The sequence below is a fragment of the Veillonella rogosae JCM 15642 genome, from assembly GCF_002959775.1.
GTDB lineage: Bacteria > Bacillota > Negativicutes > Veillonellales > Veillonellaceae > Veillonella > Veillonella rogosae.
Map to the genome: position 1 here is coordinate 40,789 of NZ_PPCX01000012.1, position 24,898 is coordinate 65,686.

At 40.7% G+C, this 24,898-nt stretch carries 22 protein-coding genes and 1 other RNA gene; all 23 read right to left on the reverse strand.

Annotated elements, in window-relative coordinates; genetic code table 11:
* Nucleotides 1–6 precede the first annotated feature (6 nt).
* The 23 genes from ssrS to mreC all read right to left on the reverse strand — a co-directional run bounded on the left by ssrS (nucleotide 7) and on the right by mreC (nucleotide 24,897).
* Nucleotides 7–179: non-coding RNA, 6S RNA (gene ssrS, locus VRHSUH09_RS08730), on the reverse strand.
* 80 nt (nucleotides 180–259) lie between these two features.
* Entirely contained in the window at nucleotides 260–2,065 is a 1,806-nt protein-coding gene (gene aspS / locus VRHSUH09_RS08735) for an aspartate--tRNA ligase (RefSeq protein WP_105081945.1), read from the reverse strand.
* A gap of 8 nt (nucleotides 2,066–2,073) precedes the next feature.
* Complete coding sequence (gene hisS / locus VRHSUH09_RS08740) at nucleotides 2,074–3,345, reverse strand: histidine--tRNA ligase (protein ID WP_105081946.1); 1,272 nt, start codon at nucleotides 3,343–3,345, stop codon at nucleotides 2,074–2,076.
* Complete coding sequence (hemZ, locus tag VRHSUH09_RS08745; RefSeq protein WP_105081947.1) at nucleotides 3,345–4,772, reverse strand: coproporphyrinogen dehydrogenase HemZ; 1,428 nt, start codon at nucleotides 4,770–4,772, stop codon at nucleotides 3,345–3,347. Before hemZ ends, hisS begins: the two co-directional genes overlap by 1 nt.
* Nucleotides 4,765–5,256 (reverse strand): Fur family transcriptional regulator, encoded by a 492-nt coding sequence (locus VRHSUH09_RS08750; RefSeq protein ID WP_054746808.1) that lies wholly within the window; start codon nucleotides 5,254–5,256, stop codon nucleotides 4,765–4,767. Before VRHSUH09_RS08750 ends, hemZ begins: the two co-directional genes overlap by 8 nt.
* A 44-nt stretch (nucleotides 5,257–5,300) precedes the next feature.
* The gene (locus tag VRHSUH09_RS08755; protein WP_105081948.1) at nucleotides 5,301–5,936 is read right to left on the reverse strand and encodes an MBL fold metallo-hydrolase; all 636 of its coding nucleotides are present in this window, start codon (nucleotides 5,934–5,936) and stop codon (nucleotides 5,301–5,303) included.
* Entirely contained in the window at nucleotides 5,936–8,176 is a 2,241-nt protein-coding gene (locus VRHSUH09_RS08760) for a RelA/SpoT family protein (RefSeq protein WP_105081949.1), read from the reverse strand. The genes VRHSUH09_RS08755 and VRHSUH09_RS08760 overlap by 1 nt, the downstream gene beginning before the upstream one ends.
* Before the next feature lie 11 nt (nucleotides 8,177–8,187).
* Nucleotides 8,188–10,170: a single-stranded-DNA-specific exonuclease RecJ gene (gene recJ, locus VRHSUH09_RS08765; RefSeq protein ID WP_105081950.1), complete on the reverse strand. Its 1,983-nt coding sequence runs from the start codon at nucleotides 10,168–10,170 to the stop codon at nucleotides 8,188–8,190.
* A 194-nt stretch (nucleotides 10,171–10,364) separates the two neighbouring features.
* A complete protein-coding gene (gene hydG, locus VRHSUH09_RS08770) occupies nucleotides 10,365–11,783 on the reverse strand; it encodes a [FeFe] hydrogenase H-cluster radical SAM maturase HydG (RefSeq protein ID WP_105081951.1) in 1,419 nt (472 codons plus the stop codon).
* A gap of 238 nt (nucleotides 11,784–12,021) precedes the next feature.
* A complete protein-coding gene (locus VRHSUH09_RS08775; protein ID WP_105081952.1) occupies nucleotides 12,022–12,786 on the reverse strand; it encodes an ABC transporter permease in 765 nt (254 codons plus the stop codon).
* Nucleotides 12,783–13,439 carry an ABC transporter ATP-binding protein gene (locus VRHSUH09_RS08780; protein ID WP_054746814.1) on the reverse strand — a complete coding sequence of 219 codons (657 nt, stop codon included), beginning with the start codon at nucleotides 13,437–13,439 and terminating at the stop codon, nucleotides 12,783–12,785. Before VRHSUH09_RS08780 ends, VRHSUH09_RS08775 begins: the two co-directional genes overlap by 4 nt.
* A gap of 214 nt (nucleotides 13,440–13,653) precedes the next feature.
* Nucleotides 13,654–13,938: a 50S ribosomal protein L27 gene (gene rpmA / locus VRHSUH09_RS08785; RefSeq protein ID WP_054746816.1), complete on the reverse strand. Its 285-nt coding sequence runs from the start codon at nucleotides 13,936–13,938 to the stop codon at nucleotides 13,654–13,656.
* Nucleotides 13,939–13,950: 12 nt separating this feature from the next.
* Entirely contained in the window at nucleotides 13,951–14,265 is a 315-nt protein-coding gene (locus VRHSUH09_RS08790) for a ribosomal-processing cysteine protease Prp (RefSeq protein ID WP_105081953.1), read from the reverse strand.
* 2 nt (nucleotides 14,266–14,267) lie between these two features.
* The gene (rplU, locus tag VRHSUH09_RS08795) at nucleotides 14,268–14,579 is read right to left on the reverse strand and encodes a 50S ribosomal protein L21 (protein WP_004698652.1); all 312 of its coding nucleotides are present in this window, start codon (nucleotides 14,577–14,579) and stop codon (nucleotides 14,268–14,270) included.
* 204 nt (nucleotides 14,580–14,783) lie between these two features.
* Complete coding sequence (locus tag VRHSUH09_RS08800; RefSeq protein WP_054746817.1) at nucleotides 14,784–15,359, reverse strand: manganese efflux pump MntP; 576 nt, start codon at nucleotides 15,357–15,359, stop codon at nucleotides 14,784–14,786.
* Nucleotides 15,360–15,388: 29 nt separating this feature from the next.
* The gene (locus tag VRHSUH09_RS08805; protein WP_105081954.1) at nucleotides 15,389–16,816 is read right to left on the reverse strand and encodes an Rne/Rng family ribonuclease; all 1,428 of its coding nucleotides are present in this window, start codon (nucleotides 16,814–16,816) and stop codon (nucleotides 15,389–15,391) included.
* An 88-nt stretch (nucleotides 16,817–16,904) separates the two neighbouring features.
* Nucleotides 16,905–17,600 (reverse strand): TIGR03936 family radical SAM-associated protein, encoded by a 696-nt coding sequence (locus VRHSUH09_RS08810; protein WP_054746821.1) that lies wholly within the window; start codon nucleotides 17,598–17,600, stop codon nucleotides 16,905–16,907.
* Nucleotides 17,572–19,455 carry a TIGR03960 family B12-binding radical SAM protein gene (locus tag VRHSUH09_RS08815; protein WP_054746823.1) on the reverse strand — a complete coding sequence of 628 codons (1,884 nt, stop codon included), beginning with the start codon at nucleotides 19,453–19,455 and terminating at the stop codon, nucleotides 17,572–17,574. Before VRHSUH09_RS08815 ends, VRHSUH09_RS08810 begins: the two co-directional genes overlap by 29 nt.
* 55 nt (nucleotides 19,456–19,510) lie before the next feature.
* Nucleotides 19,511–20,614 carry a rod shape-determining protein RodA gene (rodA, locus tag VRHSUH09_RS08820; RefSeq protein WP_009351144.1) on the reverse strand — a complete coding sequence of 368 codons (1,104 nt, stop codon included), beginning with the start codon at nucleotides 20,612–20,614 and terminating at the stop codon, nucleotides 19,511–19,513.
* An 8-nt stretch (nucleotides 20,615–20,622) separates the two neighbouring features.
* On the reverse strand, nucleotides 20,623–21,546 hold the full coding sequence (locus VRHSUH09_RS08825) for a P-loop NTPase (protein WP_054746825.1): 924 nt from the start codon (nucleotides 21,544–21,546) through the stop codon (nucleotides 20,623–20,625).
* 1 nt (nucleotide 21,547) lies between these two features.
* Complete coding sequence (gene mrdA / locus VRHSUH09_RS08830; RefSeq protein ID WP_105081955.1) at nucleotides 21,548–23,470, reverse strand: penicillin-binding protein 2; 1,923 nt, start codon at nucleotides 23,468–23,470, stop codon at nucleotides 21,548–21,550.
* Between the two features lie 21 nt (nucleotides 23,471–23,491).
* A complete protein-coding gene (mreD, locus tag VRHSUH09_RS08835) occupies nucleotides 23,492–23,983 on the reverse strand; it encodes a rod shape-determining protein MreD (protein ID WP_105081956.1) in 492 nt (163 codons plus the stop codon).
* Nucleotides 23,980–24,897 (reverse strand): rod shape-determining protein MreC, encoded by a 918-nt coding sequence (mreC, locus tag VRHSUH09_RS08840; RefSeq protein ID WP_105081957.1) that lies wholly within the window; start codon nucleotides 24,895–24,897, stop codon nucleotides 23,980–23,982. The genes mreD and mreC overlap by 4 nt, the downstream gene beginning before the upstream one ends.
* Nucleotide 24,898 lies beyond the last annotated feature (1 nt).

Here is a 24,898-nt window from a genome sequence, read left to right on the forward strand (position 1 = left end):
ACGCAAAAAAGCCCCACCATGCCGTAATGTACCGCGTTTTGATCCTGCTTAGGGCAGGTGGGTGTCCTCCTCATCCTGCGGTTGTCCCGTAAGGGCGTAACGTTCAGACGAGAGTCCGGACTCCCGAAGTAAATGTGTTGGCTCAAAACTGCGATATCACACGCACATGGCAGGGATATCTTATACATAAATAGTATCAGAAAGATTAGTAATTAACAAGACTTGACATTTCAATTTTAATCAATTCTTGCCTATGTTTTTACACCAAAGATTGCTCTTCTTCTTCCTCAATATCTGGTTTAATATGCAATTCTTTTAATTGCTTAGGTTCTACTTCAGATGGAGCTTGGCTCATGATGTCAGAAGCAGATTGTGTTTTAGGGAATGCGATTACGTCGCGGATAGATTGACGTTTTGCCATTAACATAACAAGACGATCTAAGCCGAATGCACAGCCTGCATGAGGAGGTGCACCATATTGGAATGCATCAAGCATGAAGCCAAATTTGGATCTTGCTTCTTCGATAGATAAACCAATTGCTTTGAATACTTTTTCTTGTACGTCAGCTTGGTAAATACGCAAGGAACCGCCACCGATTTCTACGCCATTTAATACCATGTCATAAGCAATCGCTTTTACGCTGCCAGGATCGGATTCTAATTTATCAAGATCAGCATGGCGTGGCATTGTGAACGGATGGTGCATTGCAACATATCGTTTTTCATCTTCGTTATATTCGAACATAGGGAAGTCAGTTACCCATGTGAATGCCAATTTATCAGAATCAATCATGTTCATGCGGCGTGCCATTTCAAGGCGCAATTCGCCTAATGCACGTGCCACAGTAGCAGGTTTATCAGCAATCATCAATACGAGGTCGCCACCTTTAGCGCCCATTTTTTCACCGATATTGCGGATTGTATCTTCCCCTAAGAACTTCATGATTTGAGACTTGATGGAACCATCTTCGTTGAAGCAAGCCCATGCAAGGCCTTTTGCACCATAACGGTTTACATATTCAACGAGGTCATCAAGTTCACGGCGAGGAATACCAGCATCGCCAGGTACTACGATACCTTTAACTACGCCACCATTGTCGATTACAGAGCGGAATACTTTGAATTCTGTATCTTTTACAAGATCAGTTACATCAGTAAACGCCATATCGAAGCGAAGGTCTGGTTTATCAGAACCATATTTATCCATTGCTTCGTCCCATGTAATACGAGGCATAGGCAACGTGATTTCTTTGCCCATTGCAGTTTTGAATACATGAGCTACCATTTCTTCAAGCATGGAGTAGATGTCTTCTTCGTCTACGAAGGACATTTCTAAGTCGAGCTGAGTGAACTCAGGTTGACGGTCTGCACGCAAATCTTCATCGCGGAAACAACGAGCGATTTGGAAGTATTTTTCATAACCAGCAACCATCAAGATTTGTTTGAAGATTTGTGGAGATTGAGGCAACGCGTAGAATGTACCAGCATTTACACGGGAAGGAACTAAATAGTCACGTGCACCTTCAGGTGTAGATTTAGTAAGCATTGGTGTTTCAATTTCCAAGAAATCGCGGCTATCGAAGAAGTCGCGCATAGCTTTTGTTACTTTATGACGTAAAATCAAGTTGCGTTGCATTTCTGGACGACGCAAGTCAAGGTAACGATATTTCAAACGAATATTTTCATCTACATCGATATCATCTTGGATATAGAATGGAGGCGTTTTAGCAGAGTTCAATACGCGCAACTCTTCACAGAACATTTCATATGCACCTGTAGGAAGATTTGGATTGATAGCAGAATCATCACGCTTTGTGATAGTACCACGCACGCAAAGAACATATTCATTACGAACATCCTCTGCTTTGTGGAAAGATTCTACGTTATGATCTGGGGACGCTACTATTTGTACTACGCCAGAACGATCGCGTAAGTCCAAGAAAATCAAACCACCATGGTCACGACGGCGTTCAACCCAACCACATAATACGACCTCTTTACCTACCTCTTGTTCAGAGATGGTGCCACAACCGTGCGTACGGTGTAAGCCTTGCATTGTTTCCATTCTAATTGTCATCCTTTCACCAAAGAAGTTATACGCTCAGACACTGCATCGAGAGATACAGTCTCTTGTTCACTAGTATCCATGAATCGGATAATGGCTTCTCCACGAGCCAATTCATCATCACCCAATATGATAACATATTTTGCATTAATTTTGTTAGCATATTTTAATTGTGCCTTCATACTCTTGCCCTGTCCGTCCATTTCAACGGTTACATAGGCATCATGTAATGCTTGGCAGATTTTGAAAGCCTCTACCTTAGCCGCATCACCTAGGGCTACTACAAACGCAGATGGTTCTACAGTTGGTTCAGGCAATAAGTTTTGTTTTTCAAGAGCTAATAATAAACGCTCCATGCCCATAGCAAAACCAATCGCTGGCGTATGAGGACCATCGAGTTCCTCTACGAGGCCATCGTAACGTCCACCACCGGCTACGGCACTTTGTGCACCTAATGGAGTGTATTGCACTTCAAACGCTGTTTTAGTGTAATAATCAAGGCCACGTACTAAACGAGGATTTAATGTATATTGCACATTAGCAGCCGTTAAATAAGTTTTTAATTCTTCGAAGTGATCATGACATTCTTCACATAAATGTTCGTGAATTTCAGGAGCACCTACGGATAAGGATTTACATGTTTCATTTTTGCAATCCAAGATACGCAATGGATTTTTGTATAAACGCTCTTGGCAATCGCTACATAATTGTTCTTTTTTAGGTTCAAAGAACTCAATTAATTTTTCACGGTATACAGGGCGGCATGTTGGACAACCTACAGAGTTTACCTCTACATTGAGGTCTTTAAGGCCAAAGTCTTTTAGCAATTGTACGACCATGCAGATAACTTCGCTATCTACCACTGGAGATTGAGAACCTAGTACCTCTGCACCGAATTGGTGGAATTGACGGTACCGCCCTGCTTGTGGTTTATCATGTCGGAACATAGGCCCCATGTAATACCATTTTGTAAGGCCTTCTTTACCATATACTTTATTTTCTAAGTATGCGCGCACAGCGGATGCTGTATTTTCTGGGCGCAATGTGAAGCTAGAACCACCTTCATCACCTGTAGTAAAGGTGTACATCTCTTTTTGTACTACATCTGTAGTTTCACCGATGCCGCGTAAGAATAATTTAGTATCTTCAAAGGCAGGTGTGCGAATTTCATTGAACCCGTATACTTTGCAAATCTCGCGCATACGTTGTTCAATATAGTGCCAATTTATCATTTGCTCTGGCAAAAAATCTTGTGTACCTCTTGGTTTTCTAATAGCCATTACACAACCTCCCAAAATTTTTCACAAATTCTATGTCGTTTCTCTAATAGTGCATCTATCGTTACGTGGTAAACATCTACATCCTTTGGCATATGCTGTTTCAATTGTCGATATTCAGGGGCGCGCATCCACTTGGACGAGCTTCCTGGCCCCATGGATAGAATGCTTTGTCGCTCTTCCATAATCTGAATATTGTATTCGCATGCTTTGCCTGGTAAGGTATAACCGATATTCTCTAACTGCCCCCGCATATATTGTTGGCGATATAGATAATATGGCACATACCCAGCCGCTTCAAGACGCTCTTTACCATATTGTACCATTTCTGCTACCAGATGTTCCGCTGGAATATCATCTTGCATATTTAAATCGTACAACGGGCTACCACGTTTTAATGCTAACGTATGAATTGTAACATTTTCCGGCAGATTTTGACATACATAATCCATATTCTCTACCATGTTTTGCATCGTTTGATTCGGTAAACCTGCAATAAAATCCATATTTACCGCTAGAGACGTATTTGCTTTTACATATTGTAACAGTTCATCAATATCACGTGCACTATGTCCACGACCAATGCGCCGTAAAATATCGTCTTGCATAGTTTGTGGATTAATGCTAATACGATTTACACCTAGCTCTAACATAGATTGTAGTTTTACTGAATTCACAGAATCTGGCCGCCCTGCTTCTACGGTAAACTCATGACCTTCAGGAACAAGTATAGACAGCTGTTTTAGAACTTGGTGAAAGTCTTCATCCCCTAACACCGTCGGAGTACCGCCACCCATATAAAGAGTATCTACCGTTAAACCATACGATTCAACAATAGTTTTCATATCCTCTATGTCCCGGCCTAAGGCAGTTAAAAATTGCCTTTTTCCATCATAGTCCTGATAGAGTCCATAAGGAAATGAGCAGTATACACAACGAGTATCGCAAAATGGAATACCACAATAGAGACTCACCTTTTTATCGTCTGTATCAGCTAAAAATGGACGTTGATACTCACCGATGGCCCCTAATGTATTAAGCTTTTCCATAGACACAGAAAACTCGTCCCTAATGTGACGAGTTGCTGCGTGGACAGAGCCATATGTATCTATATATTTATGTAGTAGCTTAGTTGGGCGTACACCTACCATAGTCCCCCAAGGAGCCTCAGCTGGTAAACCTTGATATACACGCAAGTAGCGCAGTAAGGCTTGACCTATTTGACGTCGTCCCATAGAGGAAACAGGCCCAGTAAACTTCTGAATTGTATCGCCAATGGTAACTGTTAGTGTATAATTCCCATCCACTTCACAAGCTTCAAGGATTACATCTGGCTCCACCTTGTCAGAAAAGAGCCCCGCTGCACCACAGTTATGAGCTACTACGGAGCCAAGGGGTAATGGCCCCGTATATAGATATGTATTAACCATGGTGATGAGCCATACGCTCTAATTTTTCAAGCTCTGCTTCAGTCATATGGCTTTGGCAATCACTGCAATAACCATATACTTTTAATTGATGGTCAATAGTACGGAAGTTCAATTTTTTAGCGATAATGGACTCTAATGTTTCAAGCATATCGTCTTCAAACTCGGATACTTTGCCACATTTTACGCAGATCAAATGATGGTGGAAATGAGCAAACTCTTCGTCATTCAATTCGTAACGGTTACGACCATCGCCAAAATCAAGACGTTTCAACAAATCAAGTTCAGTGAAGAGATCAAGTGTTCTGTAAATAGTAGCCAAGCCGATATCAGGAGCCACTTCTTTTACAAGTACATATACGTCTTCTGCACTTAAATGATTTTCATCAGCATCGATGAAGGCTTGTAAAATTGTTTGACGTTGCGTTGTTAATTTGTATTTTTTGTCTTTAATGCGTTCTTTTAATTTTTCTAATGTTGTGTTCATGATAATTATCCCCTCTACAATTTGTAAAAATACTTCATTTAAACCTACTGCCCAACAAATGGGTTGTATTGTTTTTCATACTCTATATTGGTTTCTGGCCCGTGACCAGGATATACCATCGTATTATTAGGCAGTTTATAAAGCTGAGTTTTGATGGATTCCATCAACGTCTCATATGATCCATTTGGAAAATCTGTACGACCTACGGAATCTCTAAAGAGAGTGTCCCCTACAAATACAAGACCTTCCATGTAATAGCACACACCACCTGGCGTATGCCCTGGTGTTTCTAAGACTTCTAGGTCAATATCACCACAGGTAATATGGTCACCTTGCTGTACCTCAATAATATCAGCCTTCACTTTAATTGGCGTAGGATTGCTATAGGCACTGAGATTAAGCTCAGGATCAGATAAATACGGCACATCACCCTTATGCACATATACAGGTACATGATGAGCATTTACAATGTCTTGAACGCCCCCAATATGGTCACCATGACCATGTGTAAGCAAAATAGCTTTTGGCTTCAAGTCATGTTTCTTTATCGCATCTAATACTTCCGGTGTGGCAGGATCGATGATGAAAGCCTCACCAACCGCTTTATCGCCTATGACATAGCAATTGGTTCCTAGTGGACCTAAAGGCATGCGCATAAGCACTAATTGTTGTTCGCTCATTAAGCCCCTCCTCTACTACGTTGTACCGTATACACTTCACGAATACGGCGCAACTTAGTCATTACAAAATCTAATTGTGAAATATCACGGATATCAACCGTAACATTAATACTTACATTTTTTGTATCCTCTTGGACCTTAGCATTGATATTGGTAATGGTAATTTTCAACTCTGAAAGGACAGCCATAACTTCCATAAGAATACCAGCCCGATCGTAAGCTTGAATATCGATACCTACGTGGAAGGATTCACTAGAAGCGCCATCCCAAGCCACCTCTATCATACGTTCTAAATCCTCAGGTGTATGTCCTAGGCTACAACAATCACTGCGATGTACTGAAACACCACGACCGCGAGTGATATAACCGATAATATCGTCCCCAGGTACAGGATTACAGCATTTTGCCATCCGCACCATAACGCCAGCTTCTCCTTTTACAAGGACACCAGTGCCATTTTTCGTTTTCTTTTGGCCTTGAGATTTTAATTTCTCAAGAATTTGCGCTGTACTACGTTTAGATTCTTCTGCTTCTTTAGATTTTTTATAGAGTTCAATTAAACGCAAGAGAACAGTGCTTACAGGGATACCACCATAACCACAAGCAGCAAACATTTCTTCTTCTATACCTGCTTTGAGCTGTTTCGTAACCTGTTGAAGTCGATTATCTGCAATCAATTCTTTCCAGCTATAATTTAATCGTTTTGCTTCTTTTTCAAGAGCTTCTAAGCCTTTTTCAATATTTTCAGCTTTATTTTCGCGCTTGAACCAGTTGCGTATTTTGCTCTTACTTTCAGAGGAACCTACAATGTTAAGCCAATCAAGGCTTGGTTTACTCGTTTTAGATGTAATAATATCGACGATATCACCATTTTGTAAGGTGTAATCGAGCGGTACAATTTTGCCATTTACCTTAGCACCTACACAGCGATGACCTACATCGGTATGAACACGATAGGCAAAGTCTAATGGTACAGAACCAATTGGCAGCTTAACTACGTCCCCCTTAGGTGTAAATACGAATACTTCACCGGAGAAGACGTCTAATTTCAAAGCATTAACGAGCTCTGTTGGATTGCTTGTATCTTGCCATTCTAGAACTTGGCGCAACCAAGCAACCTTTTGGTCGAACTCTTTATCGCCGTTTTTATTACCTTCTTTATACCGCCAGTGAGCAGCAACACCGTATTCGGATACACGATGCATTTCCCAAGTACGAATTTGGATTTCTACAGGTTGTCCCATGGTACCGATAACCGTAGTATGCAAGGATTGATACATATTGGATTTCGGCATGGAAATATAATCTTTAAATCGATATGGCAATGGTTTCCACAAGCTATGCGCAATACCGAGTACCGCATAACAATCAGGGATACTATCAACGATTACGCGAACTGCAAGCAAATCATAGATTTGTGACAAATCGCGATTGTCCTTTTTCATCTTTTTGTAAATACTGTAGAAGTGTTTAGGACGGCCTTTGATATCTGCCTTAATATGGGCCTCACCTAAAGCCTTAGTGAGTTGACTCATCGTATCATTAACGATATCTTCACGGACTTGGCGTTTTTGCTTCATTTGATCTACGAGATCATAATATTTTTCCGGTTCTAAATAGCGGAAGGATAAATCCTCTAACTCCCATTTCACATTGAAAATACCGAGACGATGCGCAAGTGGAGCAAAGATTTCGAGCGTTTCCTTAGCAATGCGTTTTTGTTTATCACTGCGCATATGCTTTAAGGTACGCATATTATGTAAACGGTCACCCAATTTGATAACAACGACGCGCACGTCCTTTGCCATCGCTAAAATCATCTTCCGATAATTTTCCATTTGACGATCTTCTTTTGTTTCATATTGGAATTGGTTTAATTTTGTTACCCCATCAACAAGGAATGCTACTTCAGAGCCAAACATTTCCTCTAAATCTTCCTTGGAGTAGGATGTATCTTCAACCACATCATGCATAAGCGCTGCCATAAGCGTAATATGGTCGATTTGTAAGTGTGCCAAAATATCAGCTACAGCTAGTGGATGCATGATATAAGGTTCACCAGAAGCTCTAAACTGACCTTCATGAGCCTTATCAGCAAGTTCAAACGCCTTTAATACTTGGTTACACTCGTCATCTGTTAAATACGTATGGATATACTCCATAAATTCAGCTAAGGCTTTCTCTTTATCAAAAGTGCTTTGTTCAACTAAAGCTTTGCCTTCTTCATTTACAGTTGTCATGGTGTCACCTCCTATACACTATAAGTAAGGAATGTTACGGATGTGACAAGATCTAATTTTCCTTCAATGGCATTCCATCTAAGCATTAATTGACCATCATCACTTGTATATTCTTCAACAATGCCCAATTCTTTAAAGACATCGATAGATGTAAGAGCACTGCGATTATTTTGATCTGCCGGCTTACGGCGCAATATATCTTGTTCTACATTATAAAGCGATTGACTGTGACCGCGCATAGACTGTTTTACAATAACATACATCTGTCTAAGCCCTTCTGTAGTCAGTTTTATAGGCTCTTCAGTCAATGGCTCAATCGCTTGAATCATAAGTTGTGGGGAAACCATACCTTGCCATTCATTCTTTTGCAAGGAGAAGGCTACTTTCACAACAGAACCTACAAATATAGATTTAAATAAGTCTGGACGATTCCAAGCGATAGCATCTACGGTTCCATTCGAGGTTGCAAAAATCACCTTACAATGATTTTTTAACTGCCCCATGAGCATAATATCCTGTACCGTAGCTTCCATTACAGCAAAAATCGGTGTGCTATTAGCCATCCCATAAGGTTCAAGGGCTGATACGCGGTCAATAATATCAACATCGATATCATCAACAGGTAGTTCTGCATCAATTGTCACTACAGGAATATATTCCTCGGCAGTAACAATCTTTTTACAATACTCCGTTAAACGCTCTCGCAATTCGTCAATGCGATTTGCGTCAATGCTAAAGCCTGCTGCTGCAGAATGACCACCAAACTGTAGCAAAAGGTCTTCACAAGACTTTAACGCATCATACATATTAAAACCGTCGATACTACGACAAGAGCCTTTGCCAACACCATCATGAATGCTGATAACTAAGGTCGGTTTATAAAACTCCTCCACGAGACGAGAAGCAACAATACCGATGACACCAGGATGCCATTCTTCACCAGCTACAACAGTTACATAGTCAGCTTTATGGCCTTGATTAGCCACATCAATGCGAGCCAATTCGTGGATATTACGCTCTAGTTCTTGTCGCTCACGATTGGTTTCGTTCAATTCCTCAGCAATCGCCTCTGCTATATCACCATCATCGGTCACGAGTAGTTCAACAGCACGCGTAGCATGCGTTACACGACCAGCTGCATTCAGGCGAGGTGCTAAGGTGAAACCAATATGCCCAGATGTTATAGTTCGCTCATGTAGTCCCGCTACATCGATGAGCTTTTTAATGCCTAAATTAGGCTGACTATTCATCTTCTCAAGGCCTGCTTTTACGATGATGCGGTTCTCACCCACCAAAGGCACTACATCCGCCACAGTACCTAAAGCAACGATATCTAAATCATCTAAATACCATTCACCATGCTTGGTAAGCCACAATGCTTGGCATAATTTAAAAGCCACACCGACGCCAGATAAATTTTTATCCTTATATGGACAATCCTTTTGCTTGTGGTTAATAACAGCCTTAGCCCGTGGGATCAAATCTGGTGCCGTATGATGATCCGTAATAATCATATCGATACGGTCACGTACAGCCTCTACAATATCGTAAGAGCTAATACCGCAGTCTACGGTAATAACCAGAGAAGTTTCCCTCTCTATAAGGTGCTCTAAAGCCTCTAAATTTAGACCATATCCTTCGCTTTGACGCTCTGGTATGTAATAGGTAACATCGGCACCTAGCTTCTTTAAAAATCGATATAGAACAGATGTGGCCGTAATACCATCTACATCATAATCGCCATAAATAACGATTGGTTTATGTTTTTCAATTGTCTCCTGAACTAGCGAAACAGCTACATCCATATCTTTTAAGGTAAATGGATCTAACAAATCTGACAAAGAGCTTTGTAAAAACTTCCGCCCTTCGTCAACATCTATGTGGCGATTTACCATTAATTTTGCCACAATAGGGTTCACACCAAGTTCACGGATTAAGATATTTTCTTTTTCTCGATCACCTTCACAGAGGCGCCAACGTTTTTTCTTAATCATCATATCCCTCAGTAGTTTATAATCAATATTATTCTAGAATTTAACGTATTATCATTATCATTTTTATTTATTATAACCTAAAAAACGAATAAAATAAACTATTTTATATACTTTATTCTCATTTAACTTTTGACATTTTCTCAACAAAAAAGAACCTCCCATTATCAATAGGAGGTTCTATATCAGTGAATTACCTAGAATCGGAAGTCCCGTTCGCCGTCTTTCATCTGTGCAATATAAGCTTTAGCTTTATCTTTAACTAAATCATTTTTAATATTTTCTAACTGTTGTTCGATAACCTTCGCACCATGAGCTTTAGTCTTCTCATCACCGTAGTCCATGATGTATTCGTTTAATGTCATCAACGCATTTGGTTGGCAACAGTTGTGAATTTGACCGGATTTAGCAAGGGCCATGAACCGATCCCCTGTTCTACCTGCACGATAACATGCAGTACAGAAGCTTGGTACATAACCAAGGTCTAATAACCAATCTACGATTTCATCTAATGTACGCGTATCGCTACGATCAAATTGAGCAGAATTATCTTCTGGTTTCTCTTCTTCTTTGTAACCACCTACACTAGTACGAGAGCCACCGCTGATTTGGGAGATACCAAGAGCCAATCCGCGTTCACGCATTTCTTGAGTTTCGCGTGTGGACATAATCATACCTGTATATGGTGTGGATACACGAATGAGAGCAACAATTTTTTCAAATACATCGTCAGGTACTGCATTGCTGAAATCATCTACATCAATATCATCAGCCGGACAAATACGAGGAACAGAAATAGTATGTGGACCTACACCAAACACTGCTTCTAAATGCTCTGCATGCATCAACAAACCTACAAAATCATATTTATAATGTTCTAATCCGTAAAGAACACCGATACCAACATCATCAATACCACCTTGCATAGCGCGGTCCATCGCCTCTGTATGGTAGGCGTAGTCGCTCTTAGGGCCTGTTGGATGTAATGCTTCATAGTTTTCTTTATTGTATGTTTCTTGGAACAGTGTATACGTACCAATACCGGCTTCATGTAATTTCTTGTAGTCCTCAACGGAACAAGCTGCAATATTTACATTTACACGACGGATTTCACCATTTTTATTTTTAATACTGTAAATAGTCTTAATGGATTCCAAAATATATTCAAGTGGATTATTAAGAGGATCTTCACCAGACTCAATTACGATACGCTTATGGCCCATCGCTTCTAAAGCAATAACCTCTTCCCTAATTTGGTCTTGGGTCAACTTCTTACGTTTAATATCGCGGTTTTTAGAGTGATACGGGCAGTACACGCAGCCATTGATACAATAGTTAGATAAATATAATGGTGCAAATAATACGATACGATCACCGTATATGGCTTTCTTGATTTCTTTTGCTAAAGCAAAGAGCTTTTCCTTATATTCAGGTAACGGACATTCTAAGAGAACTGCTGCCTCTCTGTGGTTTAACCCCTTAAACGTAGCAGCTTTTGCTAAAATAGCATCTAACAACTCCCGATTTTCCTTATTTTCCTCTGCATAAGCAAGAGTATCAAGGATTTCCTGATGGGAAATAAACTCCTCCGCCTTTGGAGATTTTACATCATACATAGTACTTACCTCAATTCTTTCTAGTGGCAATGCCACCCCTCTTTAGGTTTATGAAAGTATATGACAACCAGTCTTCTGGCATTTCACTGATACTGTATATAGTATACCACTATTCCTACTAAAAAACATAGGAATTTGACATACTATAATAAAAGAGTAGTACCCTTTCGGATACCACTCTAAAAACTGAGTAAATATTCTATTAGTGAATTATGATGTTAAATAAATATATCTAAAACTACTTATTTAACTGATTTCGATTATTAAAAAATGTTTTATAAGCTAATTGACACGTAATAAAACAAGAAATTGATATAGTGGATAACGACATAAATGTAACGATTATCTGATATTTTACAGCTTCTAAAGGAGGCATACCCGCCAATATTAGGCCTGTCATCATCCCCGGCAGCGCTACGATACCTAATGTCTTGGCACTATCTACAGTAGGTTGTAGACCCGTCTTTATAACATCACGAACTATCGCTTTCGAAGCTTGTTTAGGTGTACTACCCAAGGCTAATTTAATTTCCACCTCTTGTTTACGCAATTCAAAATTTGATAGCATTTGGCGATAACAAAGCCCAATCGCTACCATGGCACCACTAATGACCATACCACCAACAGGAATCAATTGGTACGCAGTAAAGCTAAGCACGCCAGTTACCAATAAAATAGATAAGGTTATCCATGCACCAATGGTGATAGCAAACCAAGAAATCCATAACGCATGCGGAATCCCTTGCCCTCGTTTAGCTGAGTTATAAGCCGCATTAAAAGCCATAAATCCAAGTAAGCCAATTATAAATATTGGACTTTCCGTACTAAAAATATACGATAAAATAAACCCGATAACTAATAGTTGAACTGTAGCACGTATAGCACTGATGAAAATATCCTTTTCTAGCTTCAACTCTTGTCTATAAGATATCAGTATACTGATAATCACTAATACAGATGCAAGGCATAAGGAAGTAGCAGAAATAGTTTGAAACTGACTCATCTCAGTACCTCCTCTTTAGCTAATTGACCGTCTACGATAGTGATGCGGCGATTTGCAGTACGCAAGCTTTGCTCTTCATTATGAGTAATGGAGATAATGGTGATTCCCTTTTTATGAAGCTCATCAATAACATTTTCTACAATCGATGTATTCGTCGTATCCAAGGCAGACGTAACCTCGTCTAAAAGCAACACTTTAGGCTCAAAAATAAGGCTCCGAATGAGGCATATTCGTTGCATTTCACCGCCAGACAACTCATCATTACGGCGCTCCATATAATTTAGTGGCATATGTAGTAGATTAAAGAGATATTCTATACGACTCATATCCGGTTCTAAACCGCGAATATCGTAAGGAAATAGAATATTGCGACGTACTGTTTTCGCAAACAAATAAGGTCTTTGAAAACAGTACCCTACCTCTTTGCGATAAGATTCAGGATCTATAGCCGTTAAGGGACGACCATTATAAGTAATAGTGCCCGATGTAGGACTAATCAGATCACTACATAATTTTAAAAGTGTACTCTTACCACTTCCAGAAGGACCTACAATAGTAATGTAATCGCCTTGATTGACCGATAAAGATACATCACGGATAATAGATTTGTCTTTTACAATATAAGATATATTGGATAATTCTAGCAGTGCCATAATGCCCCCTATCTCGTCATATGTATATTAAAAGCAAAATATCGGCTTACTGTGGCTAGTTATTTAGCATTCTTAAGCTTAATGATTCTAATTATGATATCATTGCCAATATGATAATGCTAAGCTTAATTATAATATATCTATCAGACACATACTACAGAAAAACAAAAAATCCCTAGTGGAAAACCACTAGGGATTAATAGTCTTTGTAAAATTAAGCTTCTACAGGGTATACGCTAACTTTACGGTTATAACGACCAGCACGTTCGAATGCTACTTTACCAGGCACAAGTGCGAATAAAGTGTCATCACGACCGATACCTACGTTAGTACCAGGGTGGAAGTGAGTACCACGTTGACGAACGATGATGTTACCGCTCTTTACGATGGAACCATCATGGCATTTAACACCAAGACGTTTAGATTCACTGTCACGACCGTTACGAGTACTGGACACACCTTTTTTATGTGCGAACAATTGCAAATCAAAAGTAAACATTAAGTTCACCTCCTATATTTCGTGTATTTGGACAAACTCTGGATATTGACGGCTAATTTCCTCTAAACCGAGAAGCATAGTCCCCAGAATATCCTGTCCACTCTGGTTAATCGTCCCAGAGAGAACTATATCACATCGACCTTCGCTATTCGTATATTCCCCTTCTTGTTGAGCAATCTGGGTAAGTCCTAACATTGCCGTTGCCGTTAAGGCAGACACTGCAGCACATACGATATCGAAGCCATGCTCATCATATCCTGCATGACCGGATAGGTGACAACCAATGACTTGACCATCACTATTCCGCTGGATTCTAATGGAAACCATAATTAAGCTTGGATAGATTCAATACGAACTTTTGTGAACGGTTGACGATGGCCTTGACGACGACGGTAGTTGGATTTAGCTTTGTATTTGAATACTAAGATTTTTTTACCTTTACCATGCTCAAGAACTGTACCTGTAACTTTTGCACCGTTTACAAGAGGAGCGCCAACTTTAACATCGCCGTCATTCACTACAGTCAAAACTTCTTCGAATGTAACGGACTCGTTAGCAGCTGCTTCCAATTTTTCGATAGTAATTACATCGCCTTCAGCAACGCGATATTGTTTACCACCAGTTTTAATAATTGCGTACATGAGAACACCTCCTTGTTATCGAACTCGCTGAATTCGGTATCCCGACCCGAACTTCGGTCGGGCGTTTAAACCTGCTTCACGCGGATTGCAAAGTTCAGTAAACCGAACTAATACTGATATAGTATATCCTATTTACCTATCCATGTCAAACAAAATTCAACATAAATAGTTCAGTTTCTGATACTTTCATATATATACAAACCTCTAAAATTCTCCGATAATTCCGAGATGTTGTAAAAGTATTTTGGTACCGATGAGAATTAGTACACCGCTACCGAGAATATCTGCATATTTCCCAACAAACTGGCCCATAAATTTACCTAAGTATACACCAATTAAAGAAATACCGAAGGTAATAACACCGATCATAGTAGATGCTTCCCACACATTGATGGGCATGAAGGCAAAGGTAAGGCCGACAGCCATGGCATCAAGGCTGGTGGCTACAGAGAGCATCATCATTTCCCAAGCACCTAAAAACTGCTTATCATCGTCTTCATCATCTTCATCGCTAAGGCCTTCTCTAATCATAGCGATACCTAAATAGCCGAGAAGGCCAAAGATAATCCAATGATCCCAATCGGCGATTACATCGATAAACTGGCGACCAATGAGCCAACCGATAACGGGCATGAGAAACTGAAACAACCCAAATAAAAACGCTAAGGTCACTTTTCGTCCATTCTCACCTACGGGCATGGACAATCCTTTGCCGATAGATACGCCAAAGGCATCCATAGCAAGACCCATGCTAATTAATACAATTTCAAATACTGACACAATATTCCTCTATCAACAAACTACTTACTTTATTCTGCGACAGCCATCAAAGAATAGCCTTCGCGACTAATTTGTGGATTTACCACAATCGAAATCTTCCGGCCCATAGACTCGCCTAGGTCCTCAAGAACGGCCTTTGTTAAATATTGAGCTACCTCTGGATGGACTTCAATTTCTAGATTAGATTTAATACGACCCGATTTAAACAATTCACGGATACGTCGAACAATCTGCATATATACTGTTCTACCAGACAACATATACCCCGTCCCTCCACATTGAGGGCAAGTATCAAACATCAATGTCTGCAAGCCTTGGCGCGCACGCTTACGCGTCATTTCCACGAGACCAAGTGAACTAATACCACATACCACAGTTTTCATCTTGTCTAACTTGGCTTGCGCACTTAACACTTTCAACAATTCTTGTTGATTTTGTTTATCTTTCATGTCAATAAAATCGACAACGATAATGCCACCTATGTCTCGCAATCGCAATTGACGACAGATTTCTTTAGCCGCCTCTTTATTAACGGTGAAAGCCAGATCTTCAAGCTTGTTGGATTTGCCCGTATAATGAGCAGAGTTCACATCGAATACGGTAAGTGCCTCTGTATGATCAATGCGGATGGATCCGCCAGAAGGAAGATTGATATCACGAGAGATAAGATCTTCTAATTGAGGTTCAATGTGATTGGCTTTAAAGATAGGTGTGCTATCACGATGGCGTGTCACTTTAATTTGCTGTGATGTAGGGCCATGACCTAAGAGATCCATCAATCGAGATTCGCCCATATCGGAATCGACGATGATTTCCTCTACATTGCGGTGCGCATAATCTCGCACAAGACGGAACCAGAAGTCCGCATCACTATAGAGATCAGTGCCGCTCTTAGCCACCTTAAAGCGCTTTAACACATGTTGCCATGTGCGCCACAAGTAGTCCATATCTCGACCAATTTCATCAGCGCTAGCCTTAGCCGCTGCTGTACGGATAATAAAGCCGCAACCTTCTTGCACATACGGTGCCGCCAACTCTTGTAACTTAGCTCGCAACACTTCATCGGTAATCTTTTTAGAAATGTGCATACCTTCAGAATATGGTAAAAGTACCATAAAACGACCGGCAAGGCTCACATCAGCAGTAACGCGAGCCCCTTTACCGAGCATCTCCTCTTTTACGACTTGAACAAGAACTTGTTGCCCCACAGATAGGCGTGGCAAGATTTTCTGTTCCTTCCCTTGTTGAAGGTTCAAATACGCGTTTTGCGAGCCCCCAATATCAACAAAGGCCGCTTGCATGCCGTTAAGTACATTCTTAACAGTACCCTTGTACATATGATTTGCCATGTGAGACTCATCAGTACGTTCTAAGACAAAGTCTACTAACTGACCTTCTTCGTCGATAACAGCCATGCGGATTTCTTCGCGCATAACATTGACCAAAATTTTATGCATCCTATCCCTCCCTTCTTTCAATTCAAAATATATAGTTCATTTAAATCACTAAAGCTTATATAACTGCTTAAAATTTATGTAAAAAGAATTAGTAATTAATTTCCAATGGAGTGTAACGGCCTTCTTCGTTTTCTACCATAATGGCTTTACGGTGAATTTCATATCCCGTCGTAATAGGCCAGTTATATTGATCTTTACCAAGGTTCCACACTTCACTAGGTTTGATTGTACCTTGCGGATAAATACCGATGCCCATTGTAAGGGTTACCATACCATCCTTAACAGATGCTACGATAGGTTCTTTTACAAATTCTTTCACATCAATGGTACGAGTTTTCTTAGGAGTTACCTTTTCATAAGAAATTTCCGTTGCTTCATTAAAAGGTTTAAGCAATGCATTCCAATCAGCATGTTCATCCGTTATAGGACCTGTAACTTCGTAAATAGCAAAGTTACAAATAGCCATCATCTTTTTCACCTTTTCAGGCATTTCTTTGCCATCTAGCACTTCAAGACCTGGCGGTGCTACGCGGTTTAAACGCTCCATGATAGACTCTACAGAATCTTCTTCCAGTACATCCATATCGATATATTCAGCCGCTGCTGTTACACCTAGAGCAAGTGCGGAGGAGAAGCTAATTTTCATATGTGGATTAAAGCCTTCAGAATAAGCCATTTTAATTTCTGCGCGGCGAATCATACGCTCTACAGCTTGTGCATAATCAAGGTGCGACAAGAATCTCAATTCTTCGCCTTTATTTAAGGCCAAACGTAACTTTTTCAACTCTGCCACCCTCCTTATAGTCAATAATAGCTGTATCAAGCTCTGGACATACATTACAGCCCTTACATGGAGCTCGACGGCAATCGCCTGTAAGATTTGCTTCTACCGCTTCTTCCCACTCGCGTTTTAGGAACGCTTTACTTACCGTGCAGTCTAGGTGATCCCAAGGTAATGGCTCATCAAAGTCACGTGTACGGCGTGCATAGTATGCTGGATCCAAACCACAGTCAGCGAAGGCTTTCAACCATGTTTCATAGTTGAAGAACTCAGTCCAACCATCAAATTTACAACCTGCTTCCCAGGCTTTTACAAGAACTTCAGATAATCTGCGGTCCCCACGAGCAAAGGCAGCCTCCATGTAGCCAGTATAGCCATCATGGTAATGATAGGAAATATTGCGATTATTGATGAGAGATTTTAAGTAGCGTTGTTTACGATGAATTTCCTCTACATCTTGTTGACCATACCATTGGTATGGAGAATGTGTTTTTGGTACGAAGAAGGATACGCTGACAGTTACAGAACCATTGCGTTTTCCAGTAATATCACGATGCAAATCAAGCACCTTATAAGCCAAATCAGCAATACCTGCTAGGTCCTCATCAGTTTCAGTAGGAAGGCCCATCATGAAGTACAATTTAACTGTATTCCACCCAGATTTAAAGGCATTTGTACACGCTGCCAATAAGTCTTCTTCGCTAACGCCTTTGTTGATAACATCGCGCATGCGCTGTGTACCTGCTTCAGGAGCAAAAGTGAGACCACTCTTACGTACTTGTTGCACCTTTTTTGCAATATCAATGGAGAAACTATCGATGCGCAAGGATGGCAAGCTTACGCTCACTTGTTTGTCTTTGAACTCTTCCATGAGCATATCTACTAGCTCTGGCAATTTAGAATAATCCGCAGAGCTCAAGCTCATCAAAGAGATTTCATTATAACCAGTATTAGCAATCGTATCCTTGGCAATTTGGAGCAAACGCTCTGGCGTCTTTTCACGAACAGGACGGTATAACATACCAGCCTGACAGAAACGACAGCCCCGTGTACAGCCGCGGAACAATTCTAGTACTGCGCGGTCATGCACGATATCCAAGAATGGTACTACAGGTTTTGTAGGGTAGAACACATTTTCTACATCTTCTACGATGCGTTTTGCCACAGCTGCTGGCACCTCTTCAAAGCGAGGTGTAATAGATTTAAAATCACCTTGTTCTGTGTATTCTACATCGTATAACGCTGGACAATAGGTACCAGGAATTTGCGCTACTTTACGTAAGAAACCTTCCTTACCATCTGGGAATCCTTTTGCTTTTTCAGCTTTATAAAGGTCAACAAATTCATCGCCCCACTCTTCAGATTCACCGAGGGATACAATATCAAAGAAATCTGCAATAGGCTCTACGTTAAACGCACATGGACCGCCACATACTAATAATGGAAAATCCATATCGCGATCCTTAGCGTACATTGGAATGCCCGCTAAGTCGAGCATATTTAGAATGTTTGTGAAGCTCATTTCGTATTGAAGTGTAAAAGCTAACACATCAAAGTCTTTAATAGGCGTACGCGTTTCCAAGGAGAATAGAGGAATATTGCGCTTGCGCATTTCTTCTTCCATATCGTGCCACGGTGCAAATACGCGCTCTGCCGCCGCATCTTCACGACGATTTATTAAACCATATAAAATTTTGATGCCCAAGTGACTCATTGCCACTTCGTACACATCGGGAAAAGCTAATGCCATCGTTACATCAACAGTACTGTGATCTTTTACGATACTGTTATATTCGCCGCCTGTATAACGAGCGGGCTTTTGGACATGTTGTAACCATGACGTATCTAATTGAACCATACATCCTCCGTCTTTTTTGAAAGACTTCTTTCACAATCAATCCTATGAAAGGATATTAAAATATATATTTTGTGCGCTGCATAGCAATATTTAATAAAATACCGATACTCAGCATATTAGTTGTTAATGCACTAACACCATAACTTAGGAATGGCAATGGAATACCCGTTACAGGCATGATACCAATGGTCATCCCTACATTTACGAGTACCTCAAAGGCAAACATTGTGCCAATCCCCGTCGCTAATAACATACCAAAGTTATCATTGCACGTATATGCCACTTGAATGCTGCGATAAATCAACATAAACAATAAGAGCAATACCACAATACATCCAACAAAGCCAAATTCTTCACCAATAACGGAGAAAATAAAATCCGTATGGTTTTCTGGTAAGAAGTTCAACTGACTCTGTGTACCATTAAAGATACCTTTGCCAAAAATCAAACCTGAACCAATGGCAATCTTAGACTGAATAATATGATAGCCAGATCCAAACGGATCAATATCTGGATTTAAAAATACGAGAATACGTTGTTTTTGGTATTCTTTCAGTACAAACCAGCCTAAAGGCATCAATAATAAACCAGTGCCCGCAATGATTTTTATGAGTCTAGTTTTAATACCAGAGATAAATAGCATCCCCACAAAAATGGCAATGTACACTAGAGATGTACCTAAGTCAGGTTGTAAAAATACAAGTGCAATAGGTACCCCAACATATAATACAGGCAATATTAAAGACTTAAATGTATTTAACTTACCAATGCGAGGCTCTAGCATTTTTGCCATACAGATAATCATCAATAGTTTAGAAAATTCAGATGGCTGAATCGTAATAGGCCCCAATTGAATCCAACGTTGCGCTCCTAGTGCAGAGGTACCAACCGCCATAACGGCTATTAACATAAGTAGGGTAATACCATAAATAATATTCCCCCACCCTTTAAGGCGATGATAATCAATAAATTGCATGCCTATAACAACAGCTACATTGGCTAAAAAGAATACTAGCTGTTTTACTACTAAACTACCAAATCCGATGGCCTCTTGATTCACATGGGTAGCACTACCAATAGCGGTAAGGCCAATTCCAACGAGTAATAAAGTGCATATGATGATAGTCCAATCACTATCTGTCCATATTTTCTGCCACATCATACCACCTAATTCAACTTGCGGCGGCGCCACAAGCTTTGCTTACCTTGTACCAACAATCGTTGCGTAGTCCAACCACCGCGATTAATGTAATGAACATGGCTAGAATCGTCAAAGATCGACTCTCCTGTTGTAGCAAGACTAGGTGTACTCGCTTGCGCCTTACTAGCTTTCTTTTTAGCTACATAATCATCAAATTGCTTTTGTACATCGTAATCTTCCCAACAATCGCCAGTCACAACATAATCGACAAGAGGTGCTAATACTGATGTTAGATCCATAGAAACAAGTTCTAATAAATGACCGTCTTGCGTATACGTTAATACATCTTCATCGTAAGGAATCATAGCCCCTACATATTCAGCGCGTAGGACCTCTAACATATCATATAAATTGATGTCCTCTCCTTCCATAGGCACTGAATTAAATGCTATGGCATAGTCACGAATATTATGTTCCTGACAGACTTGAATCATGCGAGCTCCATTACGCAAGGACACCCATAAAGGATGGGTCACAACGATACAGCGACTGACTAAGTCTAAAATAGACTCTATTCCCTTGCCGATACCTGCAGGTGCATCAATTAGAATATAATCATATACATCGCAGAGGCGACGTACTAACTTTTTATATTTCTTGCGACCTATATCTTCCCAGCGAGCACTTTGACTAGCAGGTAAAAAATCTAAATTTTCAGCGATTGATACGATCGCGTCATCTGTATAGTCTTTATCTTCACTCGCATCAAGTGCATCATAGATGATTTCATCTGCCACACCTAATACAAGGTCTAAATCGCGCAATCCAAAGTCTCCATCACAGAGCAATACGCGATGCCCTGCATGGCTTAAGGCTGCACCTAGGCAAGCGGTAATGGTAGTTTTACCTACACCACCCTTACCAGATACAACACCGATGATTTCGCCCATACTAATCCTTTCTTGGTTGCCCACTCGTTACCGTATTCTGCGGCTTCTGTCCATTAGCAGTATTGGCCCCAGTAGCGGTCTCTTTGTTACTTTTACTATTTGTATCATTAGATTTCTTATTCACTGGTACATTAAAGTACGCAGCCAATACATCACGTACGATAGGACCTGCAGATCCGGCACCAAATCCACCTTGTTCTACAAGTGCAACCACAACAATTTGTGGCTTATCATATGGTGCATAGGCTACAAACCAGCCATGATCTCGGCCATGTGCATTTTCCGCAGTACCAGTCTTGCCAGCCACATTAATTGGAAATCCTTTAAATAAATCCCCTGCAGTACCGCCTTCATTAGTAACATCACGCAAACCTTCTCGAATGAGGTCCATAATATTTTTAGGAACTGGTAGAATACCGAGTTTATCAGGTCCAAAGATTTCTTTCGGCGTACCATCCTTATTATCAATACGGCTTACCACATATGGTCGATATTTAATACCACCATTGGCGACTTCACTAAGCATAACTGCCATTTGTAACGGCGTAGCTAAGGTGAAAGACTGACCGATAGCCGCATCAAAGGTTTCCCCTAAATACCAATCCTCATCAAAGACTTTACGCTTATACGCAGGACTTGCCATATTACCAGCAGCCTCGCCCGCCAAATTGATACCCGTTTTTTCACCAATACCAAAATAGCCCGCATATTTTACAAGCTCTTCTATGCCAACGCGATTACCCATTTCATAAAAGTAAACGTTGTCAGACTTGGCAAGGGCTTTATTAAAGTTAAGCCAACCTAATGCTTCACCTTCCGCATTACGCTTATCAATAAGCCAATGTTTACCGCTATCAAAGATCATCTCTTCAGGCGTAACCTTTTTAAGATCTAGCGCAGCCGTCCCCGTAATAATCTTAAACGGAGAACCTGGTGGATACTCACCAGAAATAACCTTATTATCAAAGGGATGATTCTTATCGTTATTAAGCTGATTCCACTGAGCTGTTGTAATGCCTTTAGCAAACCAGTTTGGGTTGAACTCAGGAGCACTAACCATAGCTAAAATGGCGCCTGTATTAGGGTCCATGGCCACTACAGCAGCCCCTTGGGCTGGAATACCTTGGGCCCGCAGTTGATCGAGTTGATTTTTAACAGCTTCTTCTGCAGCCTTTTGTAAATTCACATCAATGGTTAGATGAATATTAGAGCCGGGAACCGTATGTTTCCGGTCCACCTCCGCCACAGGGCGACCTGTAGCATCTACCTCTACCTGCTTACCACCATCGGTACCGCGCAAAATAGAATCATATAATTTTTCAAGACCGGAACGACCTAGAATAGTGCCGCCACTAACAAGGGTATTCGGATCCTTCTGTTTTAACTCTTCTAATTCTTCCTCGCTCACTTCCCCTACATAGCCAAAGAGCTGAGATGCCATCGTCTCATATGGATAATAACGAAGTGGCTCCACATCAATCGTTACGCCTGGTAATTCATGACGGTGTTCCTCAATAGTCGTTACTACGTCCATTGAAATATCGTTGGCAATACGAATTGGCTCATAACCATACTTGTGGTCATTCACCTTTTTCGTAATATCCTCAGGCTTCATTTTTAGTAATGCTGCTAATTTAGCAACTTCCCCTTCATCTAAGGCCTTACCGGTTGGCATAATAGAAATAGTATAAGCTGGTCTAGAGCCGACTAAAATTTGACCATTTCGATCGTACATAATACCACGAGCAGCTGTCATTGTAACCATGCGCAGTCGATTACCTTCTGCCTTAGCTTGATAATAACCACCAGCCAAGATTTGCAACGTCAACAAACGCAGAGCTAACACTATAAATATGGCCGCTACAATGTAAAAGAGTACATCAAAGCGACTCGTTTTTTTCCGTTTATAGAGGCCTTCTAGCACTCTTTCACCTCCTAACCAAACTTACCAAATATAATCTTGCTGTTCCTCTTTACGCCACAACAAGCCATGTACAATAGCACCCAATACGCCATTCCAAAATAGAACAGGTACGACCATATGTAATAGATATACACCCAGGTGTAAGTCACCACCACTAGCTAATATCATAAAGCTACGAATCAAGCCATCTAATAATGTACAGATAGCCACTATGGCACTCGACCAATACCAACGTTCTTCATAAATGCGATGTTTCACTGCAGATAAGAGATACACCACGATTACATAGGGGAATAAATGGAGCCCAAAGAAGTTAGATATCAGTACATCGTGAACGATACCACCTACAACGGCTACCATGAGGCCCATGCGACGCCCTTTAAAAAGCGTTACCATAACAGTAATGGTTAAAATCAAGTTTGGTAACCAGTTTGTATGGAATATAGCAGGTAACAGTTGAGCCTGAATAAAGTAAATTAAAAATCCACAAAGGACTAAAGCTAGACGCGTCATTGTTTAACGGCCCCCTTTGCCCCTTCTACTTGATCTCGTTGCGTTTGAGGCACAAGTTTAGGCTCAAGCTCAGGCTTTTGCGGTGCACTAAGGGAGGATGACGTGAGTACGAACACCTCTTCAATGCGATGGAAATCAACACTTGGTGTAACTACCGCATTTTTTACAAAGCCTTCTGTATCATTTTCAATAGATTGCACATTGCCTACTGGTAACCCCTTAGGATAGATACCGCCGTAACCAGAGGTAATCAATTTATCCCCTACCAATACGTCACCATCGCGAGCGATGTTCACCATGGATGGTGTGCGCGGGGTATTACCATTACCTTTTACAACGCCAGACAAACGAGATTCGGGACGCTGTACAAGAATGCCTACTGCACTACGAGGGTCAAGAATCGTTTGCACCCGAGCAGAGTGTGGATATACGTCAGTAATAAAACCAACTACACCACTTGGTACAACGACGGCCATATTTACGGCCATGCCTTCTTCACTACCTTTATCGATGGTAAAAGTATTTGTCCACGTACCGTAATCCTTAGTAATAACGCCAGCCAAAGTCATGGAAAACTCTGGATGATTGCTCTTATAGTTCAAAAGTTGACGCAGGCGAATATTTTCTGCTACAACCTCGTCATAGTTAACAACCTTTTGCTCTAATGCAGCTTTACGAGACGCTTCTGCTTCACTTTCAATGGTAGAAGAAATAGCGTTATTCAGCACCGTAAAGCTTGTTTGTACGCCCTCTAATAGACGGGCAGAGCCATAGGCAAAAGGAGTCGTAATCCCTTCAAGGGTAACAGTAACAAAAGGAATACTAGTTCGTTGTTTCCAAGCAAAACCGAGCAATGCCAAGAGGATACAGCTAATGACAACGACGATAATTAATTTTTTATCTGACTGTATCATA

What these genes read in the sequence shown, in the direction of transcription:
- aspS (WP_105081945.1), bottom strand. Translation starts at nt 2,065, where the DNA reads ATGGAAACAATGCAAGGCTTACACCGTACGCACGGTTGTGGCACCATC.
- hisS (WP_105081946.1), bottom strand. Translation starts at nt 3,345, where the DNA reads ATGGCTATTAGAAAACCAAGAGGTACACAAGATTTTTTGCCAGAGCAA.
- hemZ (WP_105081947.1), bottom strand. Translation starts at nt 4,772, where the DNA reads ATGGTTAATACATATCTATATACGGGGCCATTACCCCTTGGCTCCGTA.
- VRHSUH09_RS08750 (WP_054746808.1), bottom strand. Translation starts at nt 5,256, where the DNA reads ATGAACACAACATTAGAAAAATTAAAAGAACGCATTAAAGACAAAAAA.
- VRHSUH09_RS08755 (WP_105081948.1), bottom strand. Translation starts at nt 5,936, where the DNA reads ATGAGCGAACAACAATTAGTGCTTATGCGCATGCCTTTAGGTCCACTA.
- VRHSUH09_RS08760 (WP_105081949.1), bottom strand. Translation starts at nt 8,176, where the DNA reads ATGACAACTGTAAATGAAGAAGGCAAAGCTTTAGTTGAACAAAGCACT.
- recJ (WP_105081950.1), bottom strand. Translation starts at nt 10,170, where the DNA reads ATGATTAAGAAAAAACGTTGGCGCCTCTGTGAAGGTGATCGAGAAAAA.
- hydG (WP_105081951.1), bottom strand. Translation starts at nt 11,783, where the DNA reads ATGTATGATGTAAAATCTCCAAAGGCGGAGGAGTTTATTTCCCATCAG.
- VRHSUH09_RS08775 (WP_105081952.1), bottom strand. Translation starts at nt 12,786, where the DNA reads ATGAGTCAGTTTCAAACTATTTCTGCTACTTCCTTATGCCTTGCATCT.
- VRHSUH09_RS08780 (WP_054746814.1), bottom strand. Translation starts at nt 13,439, where the DNA reads ATGGCACTGCTAGAATTATCCAATATATCTTATATTGTAAAAGACAAA.
- rpmA (WP_054746816.1), bottom strand. Translation starts at nt 13,938, where the DNA reads ATGTTTACTTTTGATTTGCAATTGTTCGCACATAAAAAAGGTGTGTCC.
- VRHSUH09_RS08790 (WP_105081953.1), bottom strand. Translation starts at nt 14,265, where the DNA reads ATGGTTTCCATTAGAATCCAGCGGAATAGTGATGGTCAAGTCATTGGT.
- rplU (WP_004698652.1), bottom strand. Translation starts at nt 14,579, where the DNA reads ATGTACGCAATTATTAAAACTGGTGGTAAACAATATCGCGTTGCTGAA.
- VRHSUH09_RS08805 (WP_105081954.1), bottom strand. Translation starts at nt 16,816, where the DNA reads ATGCATAAAATTTTGGTCAATGTTATGCGCGAAGAAATCCGCATGGCT.
- VRHSUH09_RS08815 (WP_054746823.1), bottom strand. Translation starts at nt 19,455, where the DNA reads ATGGTTCAATTAGATACGTCATGGTTACAACATGTCCAAAAGCCCGCT.
- rodA (WP_009351144.1), bottom strand. Translation starts at nt 20,614, where the DNA reads ATGTGGCAGAAAATATGGACAGATAGTGATTGGACTATCATCATATGC.
- VRHSUH09_RS08825 (WP_054746825.1), bottom strand. Translation starts at nt 21,546, where the DNA reads ATGGGCGAAATCATCGGTGTTGTATCTGGTAAGGGTGGTGTAGGTAAA.
- mreD (WP_105081956.1), bottom strand. Translation starts at nt 23,983, where the DNA reads ATGACGCGTCTAGCTTTAGTCCTTTGTGGATTTTTAATTTACTTTATT.
- mreC (WP_105081957.1), bottom strand. Translation starts at nt 24,897, where the DNA reads ATGATACAGTCAGATAAAAAATTAATTATCGTCGTTGTCATTAGCTGT.